13 protein-coding genes, 1 pseudogene and 1 CRISPR repeat array (1 of these 15 running past the window's edge) are annotated in these 16,046 nt (G+C 66.7%); of the genes and pseudogenes, 4 read left to right on the top strand and 10 right to left on the bottom strand.

Annotated features, from left to right (window positions below):
- Window positions 1–95: 95 nt before the first annotated feature.
- The 8 genes and pseudogenes from ACFDR9_RS12195 to ACFDR9_RS12230 form a co-directional block, all read right to left on the bottom strand.
- Window positions 96–1,265: pseudogene (locus ACFDR9_RS12195) on the bottom strand (sigma-54-dependent transcriptional regulator); the annotation flags it as partial.
- 22 nt (window positions 1,266–1,287) lie between these two features.
- Window positions 1,288–2,949 (bottom strand): sensor histidine kinase, encoded by a 1,662-nt coding sequence (locus tag ACFDR9_RS12200; RefSeq protein WP_409031160.1) that lies wholly within the window; start codon window positions 2,947–2,949, stop codon window positions 1,288–1,290.
- Between the two features lie 9 nt (window positions 2,950–2,958).
- On the bottom strand, window positions 2,959–3,207 hold the full coding sequence (locus tag ACFDR9_RS12205) for a PP0621 family protein (protein WP_017877345.1): 249 nt from the start codon (window positions 3,205–3,207) through the stop codon (window positions 2,959–2,961).
- Window positions 3,204–4,007 carry an inner membrane protein YpjD gene (locus tag ACFDR9_RS12210; RefSeq protein WP_409031161.1) on the bottom strand — a complete coding sequence of 268 codons (804 nt, stop codon included), beginning with the start codon at window positions 4,005–4,007 and terminating at the stop codon, window positions 3,204–3,206. Before ACFDR9_RS12210 ends, ACFDR9_RS12205 begins: the two co-directional genes overlap by 4 nt.
- A gap of 77 nt (window positions 4,008–4,084) precedes the next feature.
- On the bottom strand, window positions 4,085–4,882 hold the full coding sequence (locus ACFDR9_RS12215) for an ABC transporter ATP-binding protein (RefSeq protein ID WP_409031162.1): 798 nt from the start codon (window positions 4,880–4,882) through the stop codon (window positions 4,085–4,087).
- 1 nt (window position 4,883) lies between these two features.
- The gene (locus tag ACFDR9_RS12220) at window positions 4,884–5,732 is read right to left on the bottom strand and encodes an ABC transporter permease (RefSeq protein ID WP_409031163.1); all 849 of its coding nucleotides are present in this window, start codon (window positions 5,730–5,732) and stop codon (window positions 4,884–4,886) included.
- A gap of 22 nt (window positions 5,733–5,754) precedes the next feature.
- On the bottom strand, window positions 5,755–6,750 hold the full coding sequence (locus ACFDR9_RS12225; RefSeq protein ID WP_017877349.1) for an ABC transporter substrate-binding protein: 996 nt from the start codon (window positions 6,748–6,750) through the stop codon (window positions 5,755–5,757).
- A 212-nt stretch (window positions 6,751–6,962) separates the two neighbouring features.
- The gene (locus ACFDR9_RS12230; protein WP_232429711.1) at window positions 6,963–7,700 is read right to left on the bottom strand and encodes an ABC transporter substrate-binding protein; all 738 of its coding nucleotides are present in this window, start codon (window positions 7,698–7,700) and stop codon (window positions 6,963–6,965) included.
- 218 nt (window positions 7,701–7,918) lie between these two features.
- On the opposite strand from ACFDR9_RS12230, the gene ffh reads away from it, so the two are divergent.
- Both ffh and ACFDR9_RS12240 read left to right on the top strand, forming a co-directional pair.
- Window positions 7,919–9,286, top strand: a complete 1,368-nt coding sequence (gene ffh / locus ACFDR9_RS12235; protein WP_409031164.1) for a signal recognition particle protein — start codon at window positions 7,919–7,921, stop codon at window positions 9,284–9,286.
- A 257-nt stretch (window positions 9,287–9,543) separates the two neighbouring features.
- On the top strand, window positions 9,544–9,936 hold the full coding sequence (locus ACFDR9_RS12240) for an SWIB/MDM2 domain-containing protein (RefSeq protein WP_026133020.1): 393 nt from the start codon (window positions 9,544–9,546) through the stop codon (window positions 9,934–9,936).
- Between the two features lie 144 nt (window positions 9,937–10,080).
- Here the strand turns inward: ACFDR9_RS12240 and ACFDR9_RS12245 are convergent, their stop codons facing one another.
- Both ACFDR9_RS12245 and ACFDR9_RS12250 read right to left on the bottom strand, forming a co-directional pair.
- Window positions 10,081–10,647 (bottom strand): lytic transglycosylase domain-containing protein, encoded by a 567-nt coding sequence (locus tag ACFDR9_RS12245; protein WP_051068381.1) that lies wholly within the window; start codon window positions 10,645–10,647, stop codon window positions 10,081–10,083.
- Window positions 10,648–10,718: 71 nt separating this feature from the next.
- On the bottom strand, window positions 10,719–12,455 hold the full coding sequence (locus ACFDR9_RS12250) for a proline--tRNA ligase (protein WP_409031165.1): 1,737 nt from the start codon (window positions 12,453–12,455) through the stop codon (window positions 10,719–10,721).
- Window positions 12,456–12,658: 203 nt separating this feature from the next.
- Here ACFDR9_RS12250 and ACFDR9_RS12255 point away from each other — a divergent pair, with 203 nt between their 5' ends.
- Window positions 12,659–13,324, top strand: coding sequence for an RNA pyrophosphohydrolase (locus tag ACFDR9_RS12255; protein WP_409031166.1), 666 nt, complete (start codon window positions 12,659–12,661; stop codon window positions 13,322–13,324).
- 130 nt (window positions 13,325–13,454) lie between these two features.
- Window positions 13,455–13,877, top strand: coding sequence for a DUF1841 family protein (locus ACFDR9_RS12260; protein WP_409031167.1), 423 nt, complete (start codon window positions 13,455–13,457; stop codon window positions 13,875–13,877).
- Window positions 13,878–14,176: 299 nt separating this feature from the next.
- A CRISPR array of direct repeats spans window positions 14,177–16,046; the repeat unit is 29 nt; unit sequence CGGTTCATCCCCGCGAGCGCGGGGAACAC (it continues 4,872 nt past the right edge of the window).

Genomic DNA, 16,046 nt, shown 5'->3' on the forward strand with positions numbered 1-16,046 from the left:
AGGGGACGGCTCTTTCCACCCTACCCCCCCAAAAGGCCCACCCCCCTCCCCCCCTCGTCTTACCCCCCTCCCCCCCACCACCCTCTCCCCGCCCCCGGCGCCGGCGCGGGTACGCCGGCGCCCTTCAGCGCCAGGTCGCCGACGCCGATGACGCCGTCGTCGGCGTAGGCCAGCGCGCGCTCGAGGATGTTCTCCAGCTCGCGCACGTTGCCCGGGAAGGAATAGGCGCGCAGCGCCGCCAGCACCGCCGGCGCCAGCGCCGCCGGCTGGCCGGGGCCGGCCAGGCGCGCCAGGATCGCCTCGGTCAGCACCTCCAGGTCGTCGAGCCGCTCGCGCAGCGGCGGCAGGCACAGTTCGATCACGTTAAGGCGGTAGAACAGGTCTTGCCGGAAGCGCCCCGCCGCCACGCACGCGGACAGGTCCTGGTGGGTCGCGCTGATGATGCGCACGTCGACCGCCTCCTCGGCGGTGGCGCCGATCTTGCGCACGCGCCGTTCCTGGATCGCCCGCAGCAGTTTCACCTGCATCGCCAGCGGCAGGTCGGCCACCTCGTCGAGCATCAGCGTGCCGCCGTGGGCGGCCTGGAAAAAGCCGTCGCGCTCGTCGACGGCGCCGGTGAAGGCGCCCTTGCGGTAGCCGAAGAACTCGGCCTCCATCAGCGCCTCCGGGATGGCGCCGCAGTTGACGGCGATGAAGGCTTGCTCGGCGCGCGCGCTTTGCGCGTGGATCTCGCGCGCCGCCAACTCCTTGCCGCTGCCGGACTCGCCGCTGATGGCGATCGGCGCCATCGAGCGCGCCAGCCGGGCGATCTGCGCGCGCAGCGCCTGCACCTGGGCCGATTCGCCCTTCAGGCGCGAGGCCGGCGCCGCCGCGCTGGCGGCCTGGCGCCGCGCCGGCGCGCTCAAGCCCAGCGCCGACTGCACCAGCAGGCGCAGCTGGTCCAGCGCCACCGGCTTGCAGACGTAGTCGAAGGCGCCGGCCTTGAGCGCGACGACGGCGTTGTCGGTACTGCCGAAGGCCGTCACCACGGCGATCGGCGTGTTCTTATACGCGCCGGCCACTTCGCGCACCAGCTCCAGGCCGAGGCCGTCGGGCAGGCGCATGTCGGTCAGCACCAGCGCGTACTCGCTGCGCGCCAGGAAGGCGCGCGCCTGCCCCAGCGAATCGGCGCTGTCGACGTCGAGTCCCATCTTGACGAGCGTGATTTCCAGCAGCTCGCGCAAATCGGCTTCGTCGTCGACCACCAGGATACGGGGAGAACTCATGGTGCGGCCTTTTCTGCAAGGTTCATAGGGGCGCCGCGAAGGTGATCACGAAGCGGCCGCTGGCGCGCCGGCCGCCGCTGGCGAAATGGTACTCGTAATCGAGCAGCGCGCCGTTATTCAAACACAGTTCGCGCGCCAGATACAAGCCCAGGCCGGTGCCCTTGCTGGAGGTGGTGTAAAACGGCTCGAACAGGTGCGCCCGCACCTCCGGCGAAATGCCCGGGCCGTCGTCCTGCACGTGCAGTTCCAGGCGCCGGGCCTTGTCGCGCACGACGAACAGTTCGATGCTGCCCGGGCCGCCGCTGGCGTAGCGTACCGCGTTGTTGAGCAGGTTGAGCAGGATTTCGCGCAGGTGCAGCGGGTCGAAGCGCACCTCGGCGGCGCCGCAGCCGTCCAGCCGCACCACCGCGTCGGCCAGCGCGTGGGTTTGCTGGAACTCGGCCATGAGTTCGGCCAGCAGGGGCGCCAGCGCCAGCGCCTCCTCCTGCACCTGGACCTTACGCGACAGTTGCAGGATGTCCTCGACCATGCGGTTGACCCGCGCCACGTTGTCGCCGACGATGCGCAGCAGGCGCAGGTGGACCGGCTCGACCAGGTCGTCGCTGAGCAGCGCAGTGGCGTGGCCAATCGCCGACAGCGGGTTGCGCACCTCGTGCGCGATGCTGGCGGTAAGGCGGCCCATCGACGCCAGCTTCAGTTGCTGCGCCTGGTTTTCGATGGCCGTCACGTCCTGCAGGAAGATGACGCTGCGCTCGGCCGCCAGGCCGGCCGTGTCGACGGTGGCGAAGCGCGCCTTCAAGTGGGTGGCCAGCTCGCGCCGCCCGCTCCAGGCCGCCGTCACGCCCTGCAGCGCGGCGTCGGTATAAGGTTTGACGGTGAGGTACACGGTGCTGCGCCCGGCGTCGGCCAGCCAGTCGTCGTAGGCCACGGCGATCGGCCCCAGGCTGGCGCTGTCGGCCAGGCGGAAATTCAGCTCCAGCCCGGCCAGGCCCAGCATCTGCAGGGCCGCCGGGTTGCCGGTGAAGACTTGGCCGTCGCGCCCGACCACCAGTACGCCGTCGCCCATGTCGGCGATGACCAGGCGGTTGATCGCCAGCTGGATCGCCAGCGCGTTGCCGCGCTGGGCCGCCAGCGCCTCTTGGCCGATCAGCTTGGCGGCCAGGCGGCTCACCAGCAGTACCACGGCGAAGAAGGAGGCGCCGTACAGGCCGGCCTGCAGCACGCCGCGCTCGCCCTCCAGCGCCAGGACTTGGTAAATGCTTTCGGACAGCATGAACAGCGTCACCAGCGCCGCGCTGAACAGCGCCAGCAGCAACGGCGCCAGGATCGCCGCGCCGGCCAGCGGGAACAGGTAAAGGATGGCCAGGCCGCTGCGCACGCCGCCGGCGTCCATGTAGATCAGCGAAATGACGCCGACGTCGACGGCCAGTTGCACCAGCAGTTGCAGCAGGAAGCGCTGGCGCCGGTAGAGCGTCAGCAGCGCGAAGGCGGCCGCCAGCAGCAGGTAGGCGGCGCACAGCTCGCCATAGGCCAACTGGCCGCCGCCGTGCCAGCCGATGCCGCCGACGAGCAGGTACACCAGCAGCACGCTGGCGATCATCATCCGCGTCAGGCTCAGCGTCTGCAGCGAGCGCCAGAAGGTGTCGCCCGACTCCGCCGTCCACCCGCGCAGGCGCGTCGTCACGGCCCGGCCCTAGGGAAAGGTGGCGTGCGCCTGACTGCAGAAATCGCGCCCCTTGGCCTGCACCGTCTCCGACGACGGGTAATACACGCCGCACTGGGCGCAGCACAGCATCGCCTCGGGGTCGGCCAGCGCCTCGGCGCGCGCCGGCGCCGCCGGCGGCCGCGCCCGCTCGCCCTGCTGGCGCATGCCGCGCAACTTGCTGCGCACCGCCATCAGCACCAGAAAGGCCAGCGCCAGCCAAAATAGAATACGTGTCATGCCAATCCCCGATGCAAAACCACTTCCAGTACAAAACGACTGCCGACGTAGGCCAGCGCCAGCGTGGCGAAACCGGCCAGGGTGAAGCTCAGCGCGGTCTTGCCGCGCCAGCCGCGGAAGCGGCGCCCGGCCAGCAGCGCGGCGAACAGCAGCCACGACAACAGGGTGAACACCGATTTATGGTCCCAGTTCAGCGCCTTGCCGAACAACTGCTCCGAGAATACGATGCCCGACAGCACGGTCAAACTGAGCAGGCCGAAACCGAAACCTATCATGCGGAACAACAATTTTTCCATCGTCAGCAGGGCCGGCAACTGGTCCAGCGCGGCGCCGAGAAAGCCCATGCGCTCGCCGCGGGTGTGCAGGCGCGACTCTTGCAGCGCCATCAGCACGGCGTGGAAGGCGGCGATGGTCAAGGTGCTGTAGGCCAGGATGGCGACGGCGATATGCCAGCCGAACATCGACGACTTGCCCTCCAACAGCACCTGGCTGCCCGGGAAGGCCCAGGCCAGCAGCAGCACGGCGGCGGCGCTCGGCATGACCAGGCGGCGCAGGCCGTCGAGGGCGAAGTTGCGGTTCTCCAGCCAGTAGGCGCCCACCGAGACCCACAGCGCCGACGACAGCATCGCCGAGAAGCCGATGCGCACGCTGCCCGGCGCGATCAAATCGACACCCAGCGTGACGCCGTGCAGCAGCCAGGCCACGCCGGTGGCGGCGGTAATCCAGGCACCCTGGCGGGACGGGAGGACGGCGCACACGGCGTAGGACAAGGCGGCGGCGATAAAAAAGAATGTCTGCATAAGTTTAAGTTTACACCATAGGCCGCCCGCGGGGTTCGGGGCGGGCGGGAACGCGCCGGTTCAGGGCGCCGCCGACCTCAATCGACGGTGGCCAGGCGCAGTTCGTCGTTGTGGTGGCGCTGCTGCTCCTCCATCACCAGGTGGCCCAGTTCGCGCTTGAGGGCGTTGAACTCGGCCGAGGCCGGGTCGCGCAGGCGCGGCAGCTCGACCAGCAGGTCGCGCTTGACCGTGCCCGGCCGGTAGGTCATGACGACGATGCGGTCGGCCAGGTAGAGCGCCTCCTCGATGCTGTGAGTGACGAAGAGGATGGTTTTTTTCAGCTCGGCCCAGATGCGCAGCAGCTCGTCCTGCAGGTTGCGCCGGGTCAGCGCGTCCAGCGCGCCGAAGGGTTCGTCCATCAGCATGATCGGCGAGTCCAGCGCCAGCACGCGGGCGATGGCGACGCGCTGGCGCATGCCGCCCGACAGGTCCTTCGGGAAGCGCGCGCCGAAGTCGCCCAGCGAGAGCATCTGCAGCAGCTTGGCCACGGTGGCGGCGATCTCGGCCTTGGGCGCGCCCTGGATCTCCAGGCCGAAGGCGATGTTCTCGGCCACCGTCATCCAGGGGAACAGCGCGTACTCCTGGAACACGATGCCGCGCTCCGGCCCCGGCCCGGTGACCACGCGGCCGTCGGCGCTGATGCCGCCGGCGCTGGGCGGCGCGAAGCCGGCCACCGCGTTGAGCAGCGTCGACTTGCCGCAGCCGGAAGGCCCCAGCAGGCAGACGAACTGGCCGCGCGGGATTTCCAGGTTGATGTCCTTCAGGGCCACCAGCTCGCGTTCGTCGGTGCGGAACACCTTGCTGACCTGGCTGATGACGATGTGCGCTGCGCTCATATCAGTTCTCCATGCCGCGGTGCCAGCGCAGCAGATGATTGTTCAGTTTGTTCATGGCGACGTCGATGGCCAGGCCGAGCAGGCCGATGCTGATCATGCCGGCCATGATCTTGTCGGACCAAAAATATTCGCGCGCCTCCAGGATGCGGAAGCCCAGGCCGTTGTTCACGGCGATCATCTCGGAGACGATGACGACGATAAAGGCGGTGCCGATGCCGATGCGCACGCCCGAGAGGATGTAGGGCACCGCCGCCGGCAGGATCACCCGCACGAACAGCGTGGTGCCGGAGGCGCCCAGGTTGCGCGCCGCGCGCAGGTAGATGCCGTCGACCTGGCGCACCCCGGCGACGGTGTTCATCAGCACCGGAAAGAAGGCGCCCAGGGCGATCAGGAACACCGCCGGCGGGTTGCCCAGGCCGAACCAGAGGATAGACAGCGGGATGTAGGCGATCGGCGGAATCGGCCGCAGCACCTGCACCAGCGGATTGAGCCAGGCGTAGACGCGCGGCTTGGCGCCCATCGCCAGCCCGAGCGGCAGGGCCAGGCCGGCGCCGATGACGAAGCCGGCGGCGACCCGGTACAGGCTGCCGAGCGAATCGACGATCAGCTCGCCCGAGACGGCCCAGCCCAACCAGGCGCCGGCGCCGGTGTAGGCGTAGTCGGCGAATGGCGCCACCGGCAGCAGGTAGGCGATCCAGCGCTGCAGCACCGCCAGCGGCGACGGCAGCACCTGCGGGTTGACCCAGCCCAGCATCGCCACCACCTGCCACAGCCCAATTACCGCCGCCGGCACGACCATGCCGATGCCGATTTCGCGCCACTGCCGCGCGCCCACGCCCCTTGTAGCCATGCCGCCTCCGTCGCCGTGTGGTTTATTTGACGTTCAGGCTTTTCTTGGCCTGAACCAGCAGGTCGGTCTTGACCCAGTCCTTCGCCAGCGGCGGCTTGCTCATCTTGCCGACGCCGGTCTTGTGCATGACGTCGGTGGTGGTCTGGATGTGCTCGGGCGTGATGTCGTAGGTGTACGGCGAGTTGCTGATGGCGTCGTCGAAGTCGTCCTTGCTGATCTGGCCCTTGAAAATCACCTCGCGCACGTATTTCTCGGCCACGGCCGGGGTGTCGATGAAGGCCTTGGTGGCCTCGACGAAGCAGCGCATGAACTTCTCGGCGGCCGGCCGGCGCTCCCTGTAGAACTTCTCGGTCATCACCAAGGTGCGCACCGGCTCGCCGATCGGCGTGTCGTAGGGCTTCAGCATCTCCTTGCCGAAGCCCTTGTTGAGCGCCTGCGACGATTGCGGCTCGGACTGCATCATGGCGTCGATGTTCTTGCCCATCAGCGCCTGGTTCAGGTCGGCATAGGCGAGAAACACCAGTTGCACGTCCTTGCCCGGCTGGTCCGACACCGTCAGGCCGTGCTGGGCCAGCTCGGCCAGCAGCAGCACTTCCTGGATGCCGCCGCGGGTGACGCCGACCTTCTTGCCCTTCAAGTCCTTCACCGACTGCATTTTCAGGTCGCTGCGCCCGACCAGGCGCGCGCCGCCCTTGGCGAAACCGGCCACGACGAAGATCGCGGCGCCGCCGGCGCGCCCGGAGATGGCCGCCTCGGACGCGGTGGCGCCAACGTCGAGTTCACCGGCGATGATCGCCTGCATCACGTCGAGTCCCTTGGCGAAAATGTGCTCCTCGACCTTGATGCCGCACTTCGGCGCGATTTCCTTGATATACGAGATGGCGCCGAAGTGGGCGAACTTCAGGTTGCCCAGGCGTACCACTTCCTGGGCCTGCGCGGCGCCGGCCGCCAGCAACCCGCCCGTAATGCCCACGACGGCGGCGGCGATCGCGCCGGCCCGCTTCCAATGCTTGCTCATCCACTTCTCCTGAATAGGGTGTTGTTGCGGCCCGCGATAAACGGCAATTGCCAGCAGATGATACCAAGCGTTGGCGCGTCAGAAACATTTTTTTATTGCGCAACCGCATGAAACGGTGAGGTCGGGGCCGGATGCCGTGCAATTCGGCCGACTCGGCGTTATGCAAATGGAAAGCCGCGGCGCAAGCCGGCGCCGCCGCTTTCCAACACCGCTCATTTTTCCAGGTATTTGCCGTAAATCGCCTTGTAGCGACCGCTCTTGCGCAATTGCTCGAGGCCGGCGTTGTAGTCGTCGCGCACGGCCGCGTCGCGGAACACCGGACGGTAATCGCGCGGATCGGGCGGCGGCAGCGCATGCTCCTCGACCGCCGGCAGCACGAAATGCGGATCGGCGCGCCGTTGCAGGGCGCTGAAATACTGGAAAATGGTGCGGTCGCTGAGCACCACGTCGTAGCGCCCCAGCGACAGCAACAGCGGCTGCACCGCCTGGTTGTTGCGCTCGACGTACTCGGGGGTGCGGCTGAGCGGCAGCAGCCATTCGGGGTAGCGCTTGGCGGCGCCGACGAAGGCCATGATGCTCAGCCCCTTCAGGTCGGCAGGCTTGCGCAGGCGCAACTGGCGCCGCTTCAGCGTATACAAGACGTTGTCGTACAGCACCGGCGCCTCGCCGTAGTGGCCGCCGTGCGCCGCCATGTCCTCGCCGACGTCCATCATGATCGCGTCGACCTTGCCTTCGATAAAACTGAACGGAATGCGGCCCATCGGCCCGTACTGGGGGCGCAGCTCGTGGCCGCGCAAGGCCAGCGCCTCGCGCACGACGTCGAGTTCGATGCCCGAATGACTCTCGGCCATGATATACGGCGGCAGGTTGTCGCCGAACGCCATGCTCACGGGGGCGCCGTGGACGGCGCCGGCCAAGGCCAGCATCAAGGAAAAAATCAACGGTTTCATGCGTGTCCTGGGCCTCGTGTAGGGGACGCGCCGGCGGGGGCCGGCCCGGCCATGGTAGCAGGAGTCGGAGCGGCGCGCCGGCGCGGGCGCCAAAAATGCCGGCCGCCGCCCTGGCGGGGGCGCGCGGGCCGGCGGCCGCGGCCGCCCCCGATGGGGTAAAATGGCGCCCAACGTCCGGCCCCGTGCCGCCCTTCCCAGCTCCACATTGCAGGTTCATCATGCTAGATAATCTTACCCAGCGGCTCGCCAAGGTCGTCAAGACCATGCGCGGCGAGGCGCGCCTGACCGAAGCCAACACCGCCGAGATGCTGCGCGAAGTGCGCCTGGCGCTGCTCGAGGCCGACGTCGCCCTGCCCGCCGTGCGCGAATTCATCGCCAAGGTCAAGGAAAAATCGATGGGCGAGGACGTCGTCGGTTCGCTCACGCCGGGCCAGGCCCTGGTCGGCGTGGTGCAGCGCGAGCTGGCCGCCATCATGGGCGCCGACCTCGGCCCCGACGCCTCGCAGCTGAGCTTTGCCTGCCAGCCGCCGGCGATCATCCTGATGGCCGGTTTGCAGGGCGTGGGTAAAACCACCACCGTCGGCAAACTGGCGAAGTACCTGCGCGAAGAGAAAAAGAAAAAGGTCCTGACCGTCTCGGCCGACGTCTACCGCCCGGCCGCGATCGCCCAGCTGCAATCGGTGACCGCGCAAGTGGGCGCCGACTTCTTCCCGTCGTCGAGCGACGACAAGCCGGTCGACATCGCGCTGGCCGCGCTGGACTGGGCCAAGAAGCACTACCACGACGTGCTGATCATCGACACCGCCGGCCGCCTCGGTATCGACGAGGAGATGATGCGCGAGATCGCCGCCGTGCACGCCGCCGTCAAGCCGATCGAGACCCTGTTCGTGGTCGACGCCATGCTGGGCCAGGACGCCATCAACACCGCCAAGGCCTTTAACGACGCGCTGCCGCTGACCGGCATCGTGCTCACCAAGTTGGACGGCGACGCCCGCGGCGGCGCCGCGCTGTCGGTGCGCCACATCACCGGCAAGCCGATCAAGTTCGCCGGCGTGTCCGAGAAGCTCGACGGCCTGGAGGCGTTCGACGCCACCCGCATGGCCAACCGCATCCTCGGCATGGGCGACATCCTGGCGCTGGTGGAAGAGGCGCGCAAGGGCGTCGACGTCAAGGCGGCGGCCGACCTGGCGCAGAAAATCAAGGTCGGCGGCAAGTTCGACATGAACGACTTCAAGTCGCAACTGGGGCAGATGAAGAAAATGGGCGGCATGGCCAGCCTGGTCGACAAGCTGCCGGCGCAGTTCCAGCAAGCCGCCGGCGGCAAGAACATGGACCAGGCCGACAAGCAGGTGCGGCGCATGGTCGGCATCATCGATTCGATGACGCCGCAGGAGCGCGCCAAGCCGGAACTGATCAAGGCCACCCGCAAACGCCGCATCGCCGCCGGCGCCGGCGTCCAGGTGCAGGAAGTGAACCGCATGCTGACCCAGTTCGAGCAGATGCAGTCGATGATGAAGAAGCTGTCCGGCGGCGGCATGATGAAAATGATGCGCAGCATGAAGGGCATGATGCCGGGCATGCGCTAAGGCCCGCTTCGACGGGGGGGCGGCGCCGGCCGCGGCGCGCCCGCCGCGGCGTCGGCCAGCCCCGGGAATGCCGGTGTTTACGGGCAAAACGCCGGTGCCGCGCCCCGAAGCGGTGCGGCGCCGCGCCGGGGAGGCTATTTAGGCATGTTTTCCGGGGGAAAACGTGAAAAACACTTGCGTACTCGGTAAAACCCCACCAATATTAGCCGTGCGATCAATTGCGCAATTTCCCATGTGTTCGTTAAGGAGGCTCGAAGATGGCAACAGCCAAAAAAACCCCAGTAGCAGCGCCAGCTAAAGAAGCTGCGGCAGCCAAACCTGCAGCAGTTAAAAAAGCAGCACCAGCAAAAGCGGCAGCAAAGCCAGCAGTGAAAAAAGCGGCGGCACCGGCAGTTCCACGCAAGCCGAACGCAGCGTTCATGAAAGCGATGACACCGTCCACAGTCTTGGCCGCCGTCGTTGGCGCGGACCCATTGCCGCGTACCGAAGTGACCAAAAAAGTGTGGGACTACATCAAAAAGCTCGACCTGCAAGATCCGGCGAACCGCCGCATGATCAATGCCGACGACAAGCTCAAAGCTGTGTTCGGCGGCAAAGCCCAAGTGTCCATGTTTGAAATGACCAAGCTCATCTCCGATCATTTGAAATAATAGAACGCGGTCGGCTCCGGTGGCCGATCGGAGTGCCCCTGTCGCCAGCGCGATCGGGGCATTTTTTTTGCCCGGCCAACACCCCGCTTGCCGACTTAGGACCCACGGCGAAGAGCGCCGCTGGTTTTCTTGGCGGCGCCGCCATTACATCGCCGTCAGCTCCCAGCGCTTCCACGCCGTCAGCACGGCGTTCGGGTATTCCGGCCGGCCGCGGCTGCCGTTATAGCGCCCCAGCGCCAGGTACAGGTTGCCGCCCTCCATGTCGACGTACATGCGCAGGATGGCGCAGCCGTAGCGCAGATTGGTTTGCATGTGGAACAGCTTGCGCCGGTCGCTGTCGCCGATCACGCCGGTCCAGAACGGCATCACCTGCATATAGCCGCGCGCCCCCGCCATCGACACCGCGTACTTGCGGTAGGCCGATTCAACCTGGATCAGGCCCAGCACCAGGGCCGGGTCGAGGCCGGCGCGGCGCGCCTCGTACCAGGCCGCCTCCAGGAACTCGGTGCGCACCTGCGCGTCCGGCAGCTTGCGCGCCAGCCGCTGCGACATCTGCGCCAGCCAGTTTTCGTAATGCAGGCGGTCCTTGTCGGCGCTGAACGTCTGCCGCGGCGGGCGGTCGTCCTTGATCGCGTGCGACAGCGCCAGCCGGACCGAGTCGGCCAGCGCCTCCTCCTTCTGGTTGCCGGCGCGCGCGCCGCCGCCGCCCATCAGGCCGGCGGCCAGCAGCAGCGCGCCGCTCCAGCGCCACGGCGCGCCGCGCCCGCTAAGCGAGAGCGCTCTCACTTCCGCATCTGGCCCTGGACGAAGCCGACGATGTCGGCCAGCGCCACGGCGGTGGCCTCGGTATCGCGGCGGCCCTGGTATTCCAGGTTGCCTTCCTTGAGGCCGCGCTCGCCGATGACGACGCGGTGCGGCACGCCGATCAACTCCCAGTCGGCGAACATCGCGCCCGGGCGCAGGCCGCGGTCGTCGACGATGACGTCGACGCCCACCGCTTGCAGGGCCGCGTACAGCTGGTCGGTTTCGGCCTTGACCAGTTCGCTGCGGTCGTAGTTCATCGGGCACAGCACCAGCTCGAACGGCGCGATCGCGGTCGGCCAGATGATGCCCTTGTCGTCGAAGTTCTGCTCGATCGCCGCGCCCAGGATGCGCGTCACGCCGATGCCGTAGCACCCCATCTGCAGCGGCGCCGGCTTGCCGTTTTCGTCGAGGAAGGTGGCCTTCATGCTCTGCGAATACGAGGTGCCGAGCTGGAACACGTGGCCCACTTCGATGCCGCGCTCGATCGCCAGCACGCCCTGGCCGTCCGGCGAGGCGTCGCCTTCGACGACGTTGCGCAAGTCGGCGACAATGGCCGGCTCGGCCATGTCGCGGCCCCAGTTGGCGCCGGTGTAGTGGAAGTCGGCGTCGTTGGCGCCGCAGCAGAAGTCGCTCATGTTGGCGACGGTGCGGTCGGCAACCACGGTGACCGGCGCCTTGGTGCCGATCGGCCCCAGGTAGCCCGGCACGGTGCCGTACACTTCCAGCAGCTCGGCCTCGGTGGAGAAGCGGTGGCCGGCCAGGCCGGCGATCTTGCCGACCTTGACTTCGTTGAGTTCATGGTCGCCGCGCAGCAGCAGCATCCAGTATTGTTTCGCGACCTTGCCGTCCTTCTCGCCGTCGACCGTCAGCGCGATGGTTTTCAGCGTCTGCTCCAGCTTCAGGCCGAGCAGGGCCGCCACGGTTTCGCACTTGACCGTGCCCGGCGTCGAGGTCTTGACCAGCTGCTGCGCCGGCGCGGCGCGCGCGGCGGCCAGCGGCAGCGCCTCGGCCGCCTCCATGTTGGCGGCGTAGTCGGAGCTCGGGCAGTAGACGATGGCGTCTTCGCCGGTGCTGGCGATGACGTGGAACTCATGCGAGCCGGAGCCGCCGATGGCGCCGTTGTCGGCCGCCACCGCGCGGAACTTCAGGCCGAAGCGGGTGAAGATCTTGACGTAGGCGTCGAACATCACCTTGTACGACGCTTGCAGGCCGGCGACGTCGCGGTCGAACGAGTAGGCGTCCTTCATGGTGAATTCGCGCCCGCGCATCAGGCCGAAACGCGGCCGGCGCTCGTCGCGGAACTTGGTCTGGATATGGTAAAAATTCAGCGGCAGCTGGCGGTAGGACTTGATCTCGGAGCGCACCACGTCGGTGATAACCTCTTCCGACGTCGGCTGGATCGCGTAGTCGCGGCCGTGGCGGTCTTTCACGCGCAGCAATTCGGCGCCCATCTTGTCCCAGCGCCCGGTCTCCTGCCACAGCTCGGCCGGCTGGACCAAAGGCATCAGCAGCTCGATGCCGGCGGCCTCGTTCATCTCCTCGCGAATGATGGCTTCGACCTTGCGGATGACGCGCAGGCCCATCGGCATGTAGGTGTAAATGCCCGAACCGATGCGCTTGATCATGCCGGCGCGCATCATCAATTGGTGGCTGACGATTTCGGCGTCAGATGGGGCTTCTTTGAGCGTTGAGATAAAAAAACGGGAGGCGCGCATAACGGTGAATTCTTTTTAAAAAGAGAGGGTTATAATCAACCTAATTTTAAAGGATTAGCTGGCTGATGCGTCCATACTTTATACAAATGCGTGCAATTGGTGCCACTCCGACCGTTTTCGTACCCCGAAAACGCTGCCGGCGTGCGGAGTTGTGGGCAAAAATGTAAAAAAGACGCTCGGCCGCAGAAAGTTTGAGGTGCACTATGCTCGATCGTGAAGGGTTCCGGCCCAACGTCGGCATCATCCTGCTAAACGCCCAAAATGAGGTGTGGTGGGGAAAACGGGTGCGCGAGCACTCGTGGCAGTTTCCGCAAGGCGGCATCAAGTACGGGGAAACCCCCGAACAGGCCATGTTTCGTGAACTGGAAGAGGAGATAGGACTAAGGCAAGAACACGTCAAGATTGTCGGCCGCACGCGCGACTGGTTGCGCTACGAAGTGCCGGACCATTTCATCAAACGCGAAATCCGCGGCCACTACCGGGGGCAAAAGCAGATTTGGTTCCTGCTGCGTATGTGCGCCCGCGACAACGACGTCAACCTGCGCCTGACCGACCACCCGGAGTTCGACGCCTGGCGTTGGCACGAGTACTGGGTGCCGCTGGACGTCGTCATCGAGTTCAAGCGCGACGTCTACCAGAGGGCGCTGCAAGAACTGTCGCGCTTCCTGACGTGGCCGGTGCACGGCAACCCGCCGCCGCACCGGCACACCTCGCGCTACCTGCGCCAGCCGCACGCGCCGCGCACGCACGAGGCGCAGCACTGCGAAGCGCAGCACTGCGAGGCGGCGGCGGCGGCGGTGGCGGTGGCCGAGCCGGCCGCCGAGCCCACCCCGGAACCGGCGCTGCTGGCGCCGGAGCACAAGGAGTAGGCGCCGGCCGGCGGCAAAACAAAACGGGCATCCAAGGATGCCCGTTTTTTACATTTATTCCTGTACAGAGTACACATAATCGACACGGGGGTACAATGTCGGCTGCTCCAATTAGCCCAATGACCCAACGATGTTTACTCCCTCCTCCGACGATGTGCGCCGTTTCTTCTGCGACATCTACCGCAAGCACCACGCCAAGGAAATTCTCAGTCCGCTCGAAGCAATCGCGCTCGACTGGATCGTCCAGCACCCCGAATACGAAAGCGATCTGGGCGACGTCGACGCGGCGTTGGCGCGCGACTACTCGGTCGACGGCGGCCAAGCCAACCCCTTCCTGCACTTGTCGATGCACCTGACCATCGCCGAGCAAATCGCGGTGGACCGCCCGAGCGGCGTCCGCGCGGCCAGCCAAAGCCTGACGCAGCGGCTCGACTCCGAACACGCGGCGCACCACCAGATGATGGAATGCCTGGGCCAGATGATCTGGAACTCGCAGCGCGCCGGCCTGCCGCCGGACGGCGCCGCCTACCTCGAATGCGTGCGCCGGCGCTAAGTCCAGTTTGGCGCGGAAAACGCACGCTAAGCGCAAAGTCCGCGCCGCCCAGTTGCCGGCGGCCCAGTTAGAACCAGCGGCGCCAATCTGCGGGGAATACGACACGCTCGGGAATACGCCCCGTATGCGGACCGGTTCATCCCCACGAGCGCGGGGAACACCGCCGACGACGCTGGGCCGGGGGCAACAAAGTCGGCTCATCCCGGCGAGCGCGGGGAACACAGCTTATGCGCGCCGTTCGCCCCAAAACCAAACGGCGGGGAACACGTTGGTGTGGTGACGATGTACAAGCTGACCGGCGGTTCATCCCCGCGAGCGCGGGGAACACGTTTGGAAAATCGTTCGGACACGGTTGCCTTGCGGTTCATCCCCGCGAGCGCGGGGAACACGATATTGTGGATATAGCAGCACCCGCACGCGCCGGTTCATCCCCGCGAGCGCGGGGAACACCAGGCGTAGCAGGCGCGGCGAGCGTCCCATTCCGGTTCATCCCCGCGAGCGCGGGGAACACGATATCGTTGATGGCCCCGCTCATGTGCGCCACGGTTCATCCCCGCGAGCGCGGGGAACACCCGTCCTTGGCCAGATAGACTACGCCTTCGCGCGGTTCATCCCCGCGAGCGCGGGGAACACTTTCCCGAACATGAATTCCATCTTGCCGCCCTCGGTTCATCCCCGCGAGCGCGGGGAACACCCCGGTCGAGCCAGTTGCAGCGACGATCAAATAGGTTCATCCCCGCGAGCGCGGGGAACACTGCCGCGAGTGCCGGCGCGGTCATGGACACAGCGGTTCATCCCCGCGAGCGCGGGGAACACGAGCTGCTTCCCGTGTCGCCGCAAGCCTTACACGGTTCATCCCCGCGAGCGCGGGGAACACAAGAACTGGACGCAGAATGGGCGCACGGAACACGGTTCATCCCCGCGAGCGCGGGGAACACCAACGTTTCGTCACCCAACTGGATAAGCTGGTCGGTTCATCCCCGCGAGCGCGGGGAACACTACATGGATAGCTAATCCGGCTGCTGTGCCGCCGGTTCATCCCCGCGAGCGCGGGGAACACTCCGGCGCATTGGGATTGAGCGCGTTGAATGGCGGTTCATCCCCGCGAGCGCGGGGAACACTATGTCAGCGTCTGGACGCAATCGAACTGGGACGGTTCATCCCCGCGAGCGCGGGGAACACTGATTAAGCCGATCAGCACGGGGCATCTGCATCGGTTCATCCCCGCGAGCGCGGGGAACACAGTCACGACCAAGGCGCGGTTGTACGCTATCGCGGTTCATCCCCGCGAGCGCGGGGAACACATTTGGCAACGGCGCACGCGCCCCTTTGCGGTCGGTTCATCCCCGCGAGCGCGGGGAACACTATCTCGCGGAGCCACTAAATCATGTGGCTGTCGGTTCATCCCCGCGAGCGCGGGGAACACCGGGTGAACGTGGCCGTGTCTGCCCATTGCGCCGGTTCATCCCCGCGAGCGCGGGGAACACTCGAACAGCTTGATGTTCAAGAAACCATTGGCCGGTTCATCCCCGCGAGCGCGGGGAACACGCTGGATCGATGTGGCTGACCATGTGCAATTCCGGTTCATCCCCGCGAGCGCGGGGAACACAAAATCGGCGCGCTGGCTGCCAGGAGGACCAACGGTTCATCCCCGCGAGCGCGGGGAACACGAATCCTAATTGCCTGGCACCATATCTGAGGACGGTTCATCCCCGCGAGCGCGGGGAACACGTGTTGCACAGCACAGCAGGCGCTTGCCCGCGCGGTTCATCCCCGCGAGCGCGGGGAACACTACTCGACGGGCGTCAAGCCCATCCGGTCCATCGGTTCTTCCCCGCGAGCGCGGGGAACACGGCGCTCCAATCTTGCGCCTCCGTGCAACTACCGGTTCATCCCCGCGAGCGCGGGGAACACGCCTGGTGCGGCTCGGCCGTCTTGCCGGTCGCCGGTTCATCCCCGCGAGCGCGGGGAACACGGTTGGCGCGTCGGCGGCCTTCTGGGCTGCGTCGGTTCATCCCCGCGAGCGCGGGGAACACCCCACCACCATCAGACGCAGCCTTAACAAAGCCGGTTCATCCCCGCGAGCGCGGGGAACACTCGAAGTACCTGCCGAACACGGTTCGGTGCGTCGGTTCATCCCCGCGAGCGCGGGGCACACCTCAGCTGCGG

The sequence above is a fragment of the Janthinobacterium sp. CG_23.3 genome (assembly GCF_046115965.1).
Taxonomy (GTDB): domain Bacteria; phylum Pseudomonadota; class Gammaproteobacteria; order Burkholderiales; family Burkholderiaceae_D; genus Janthinobacterium.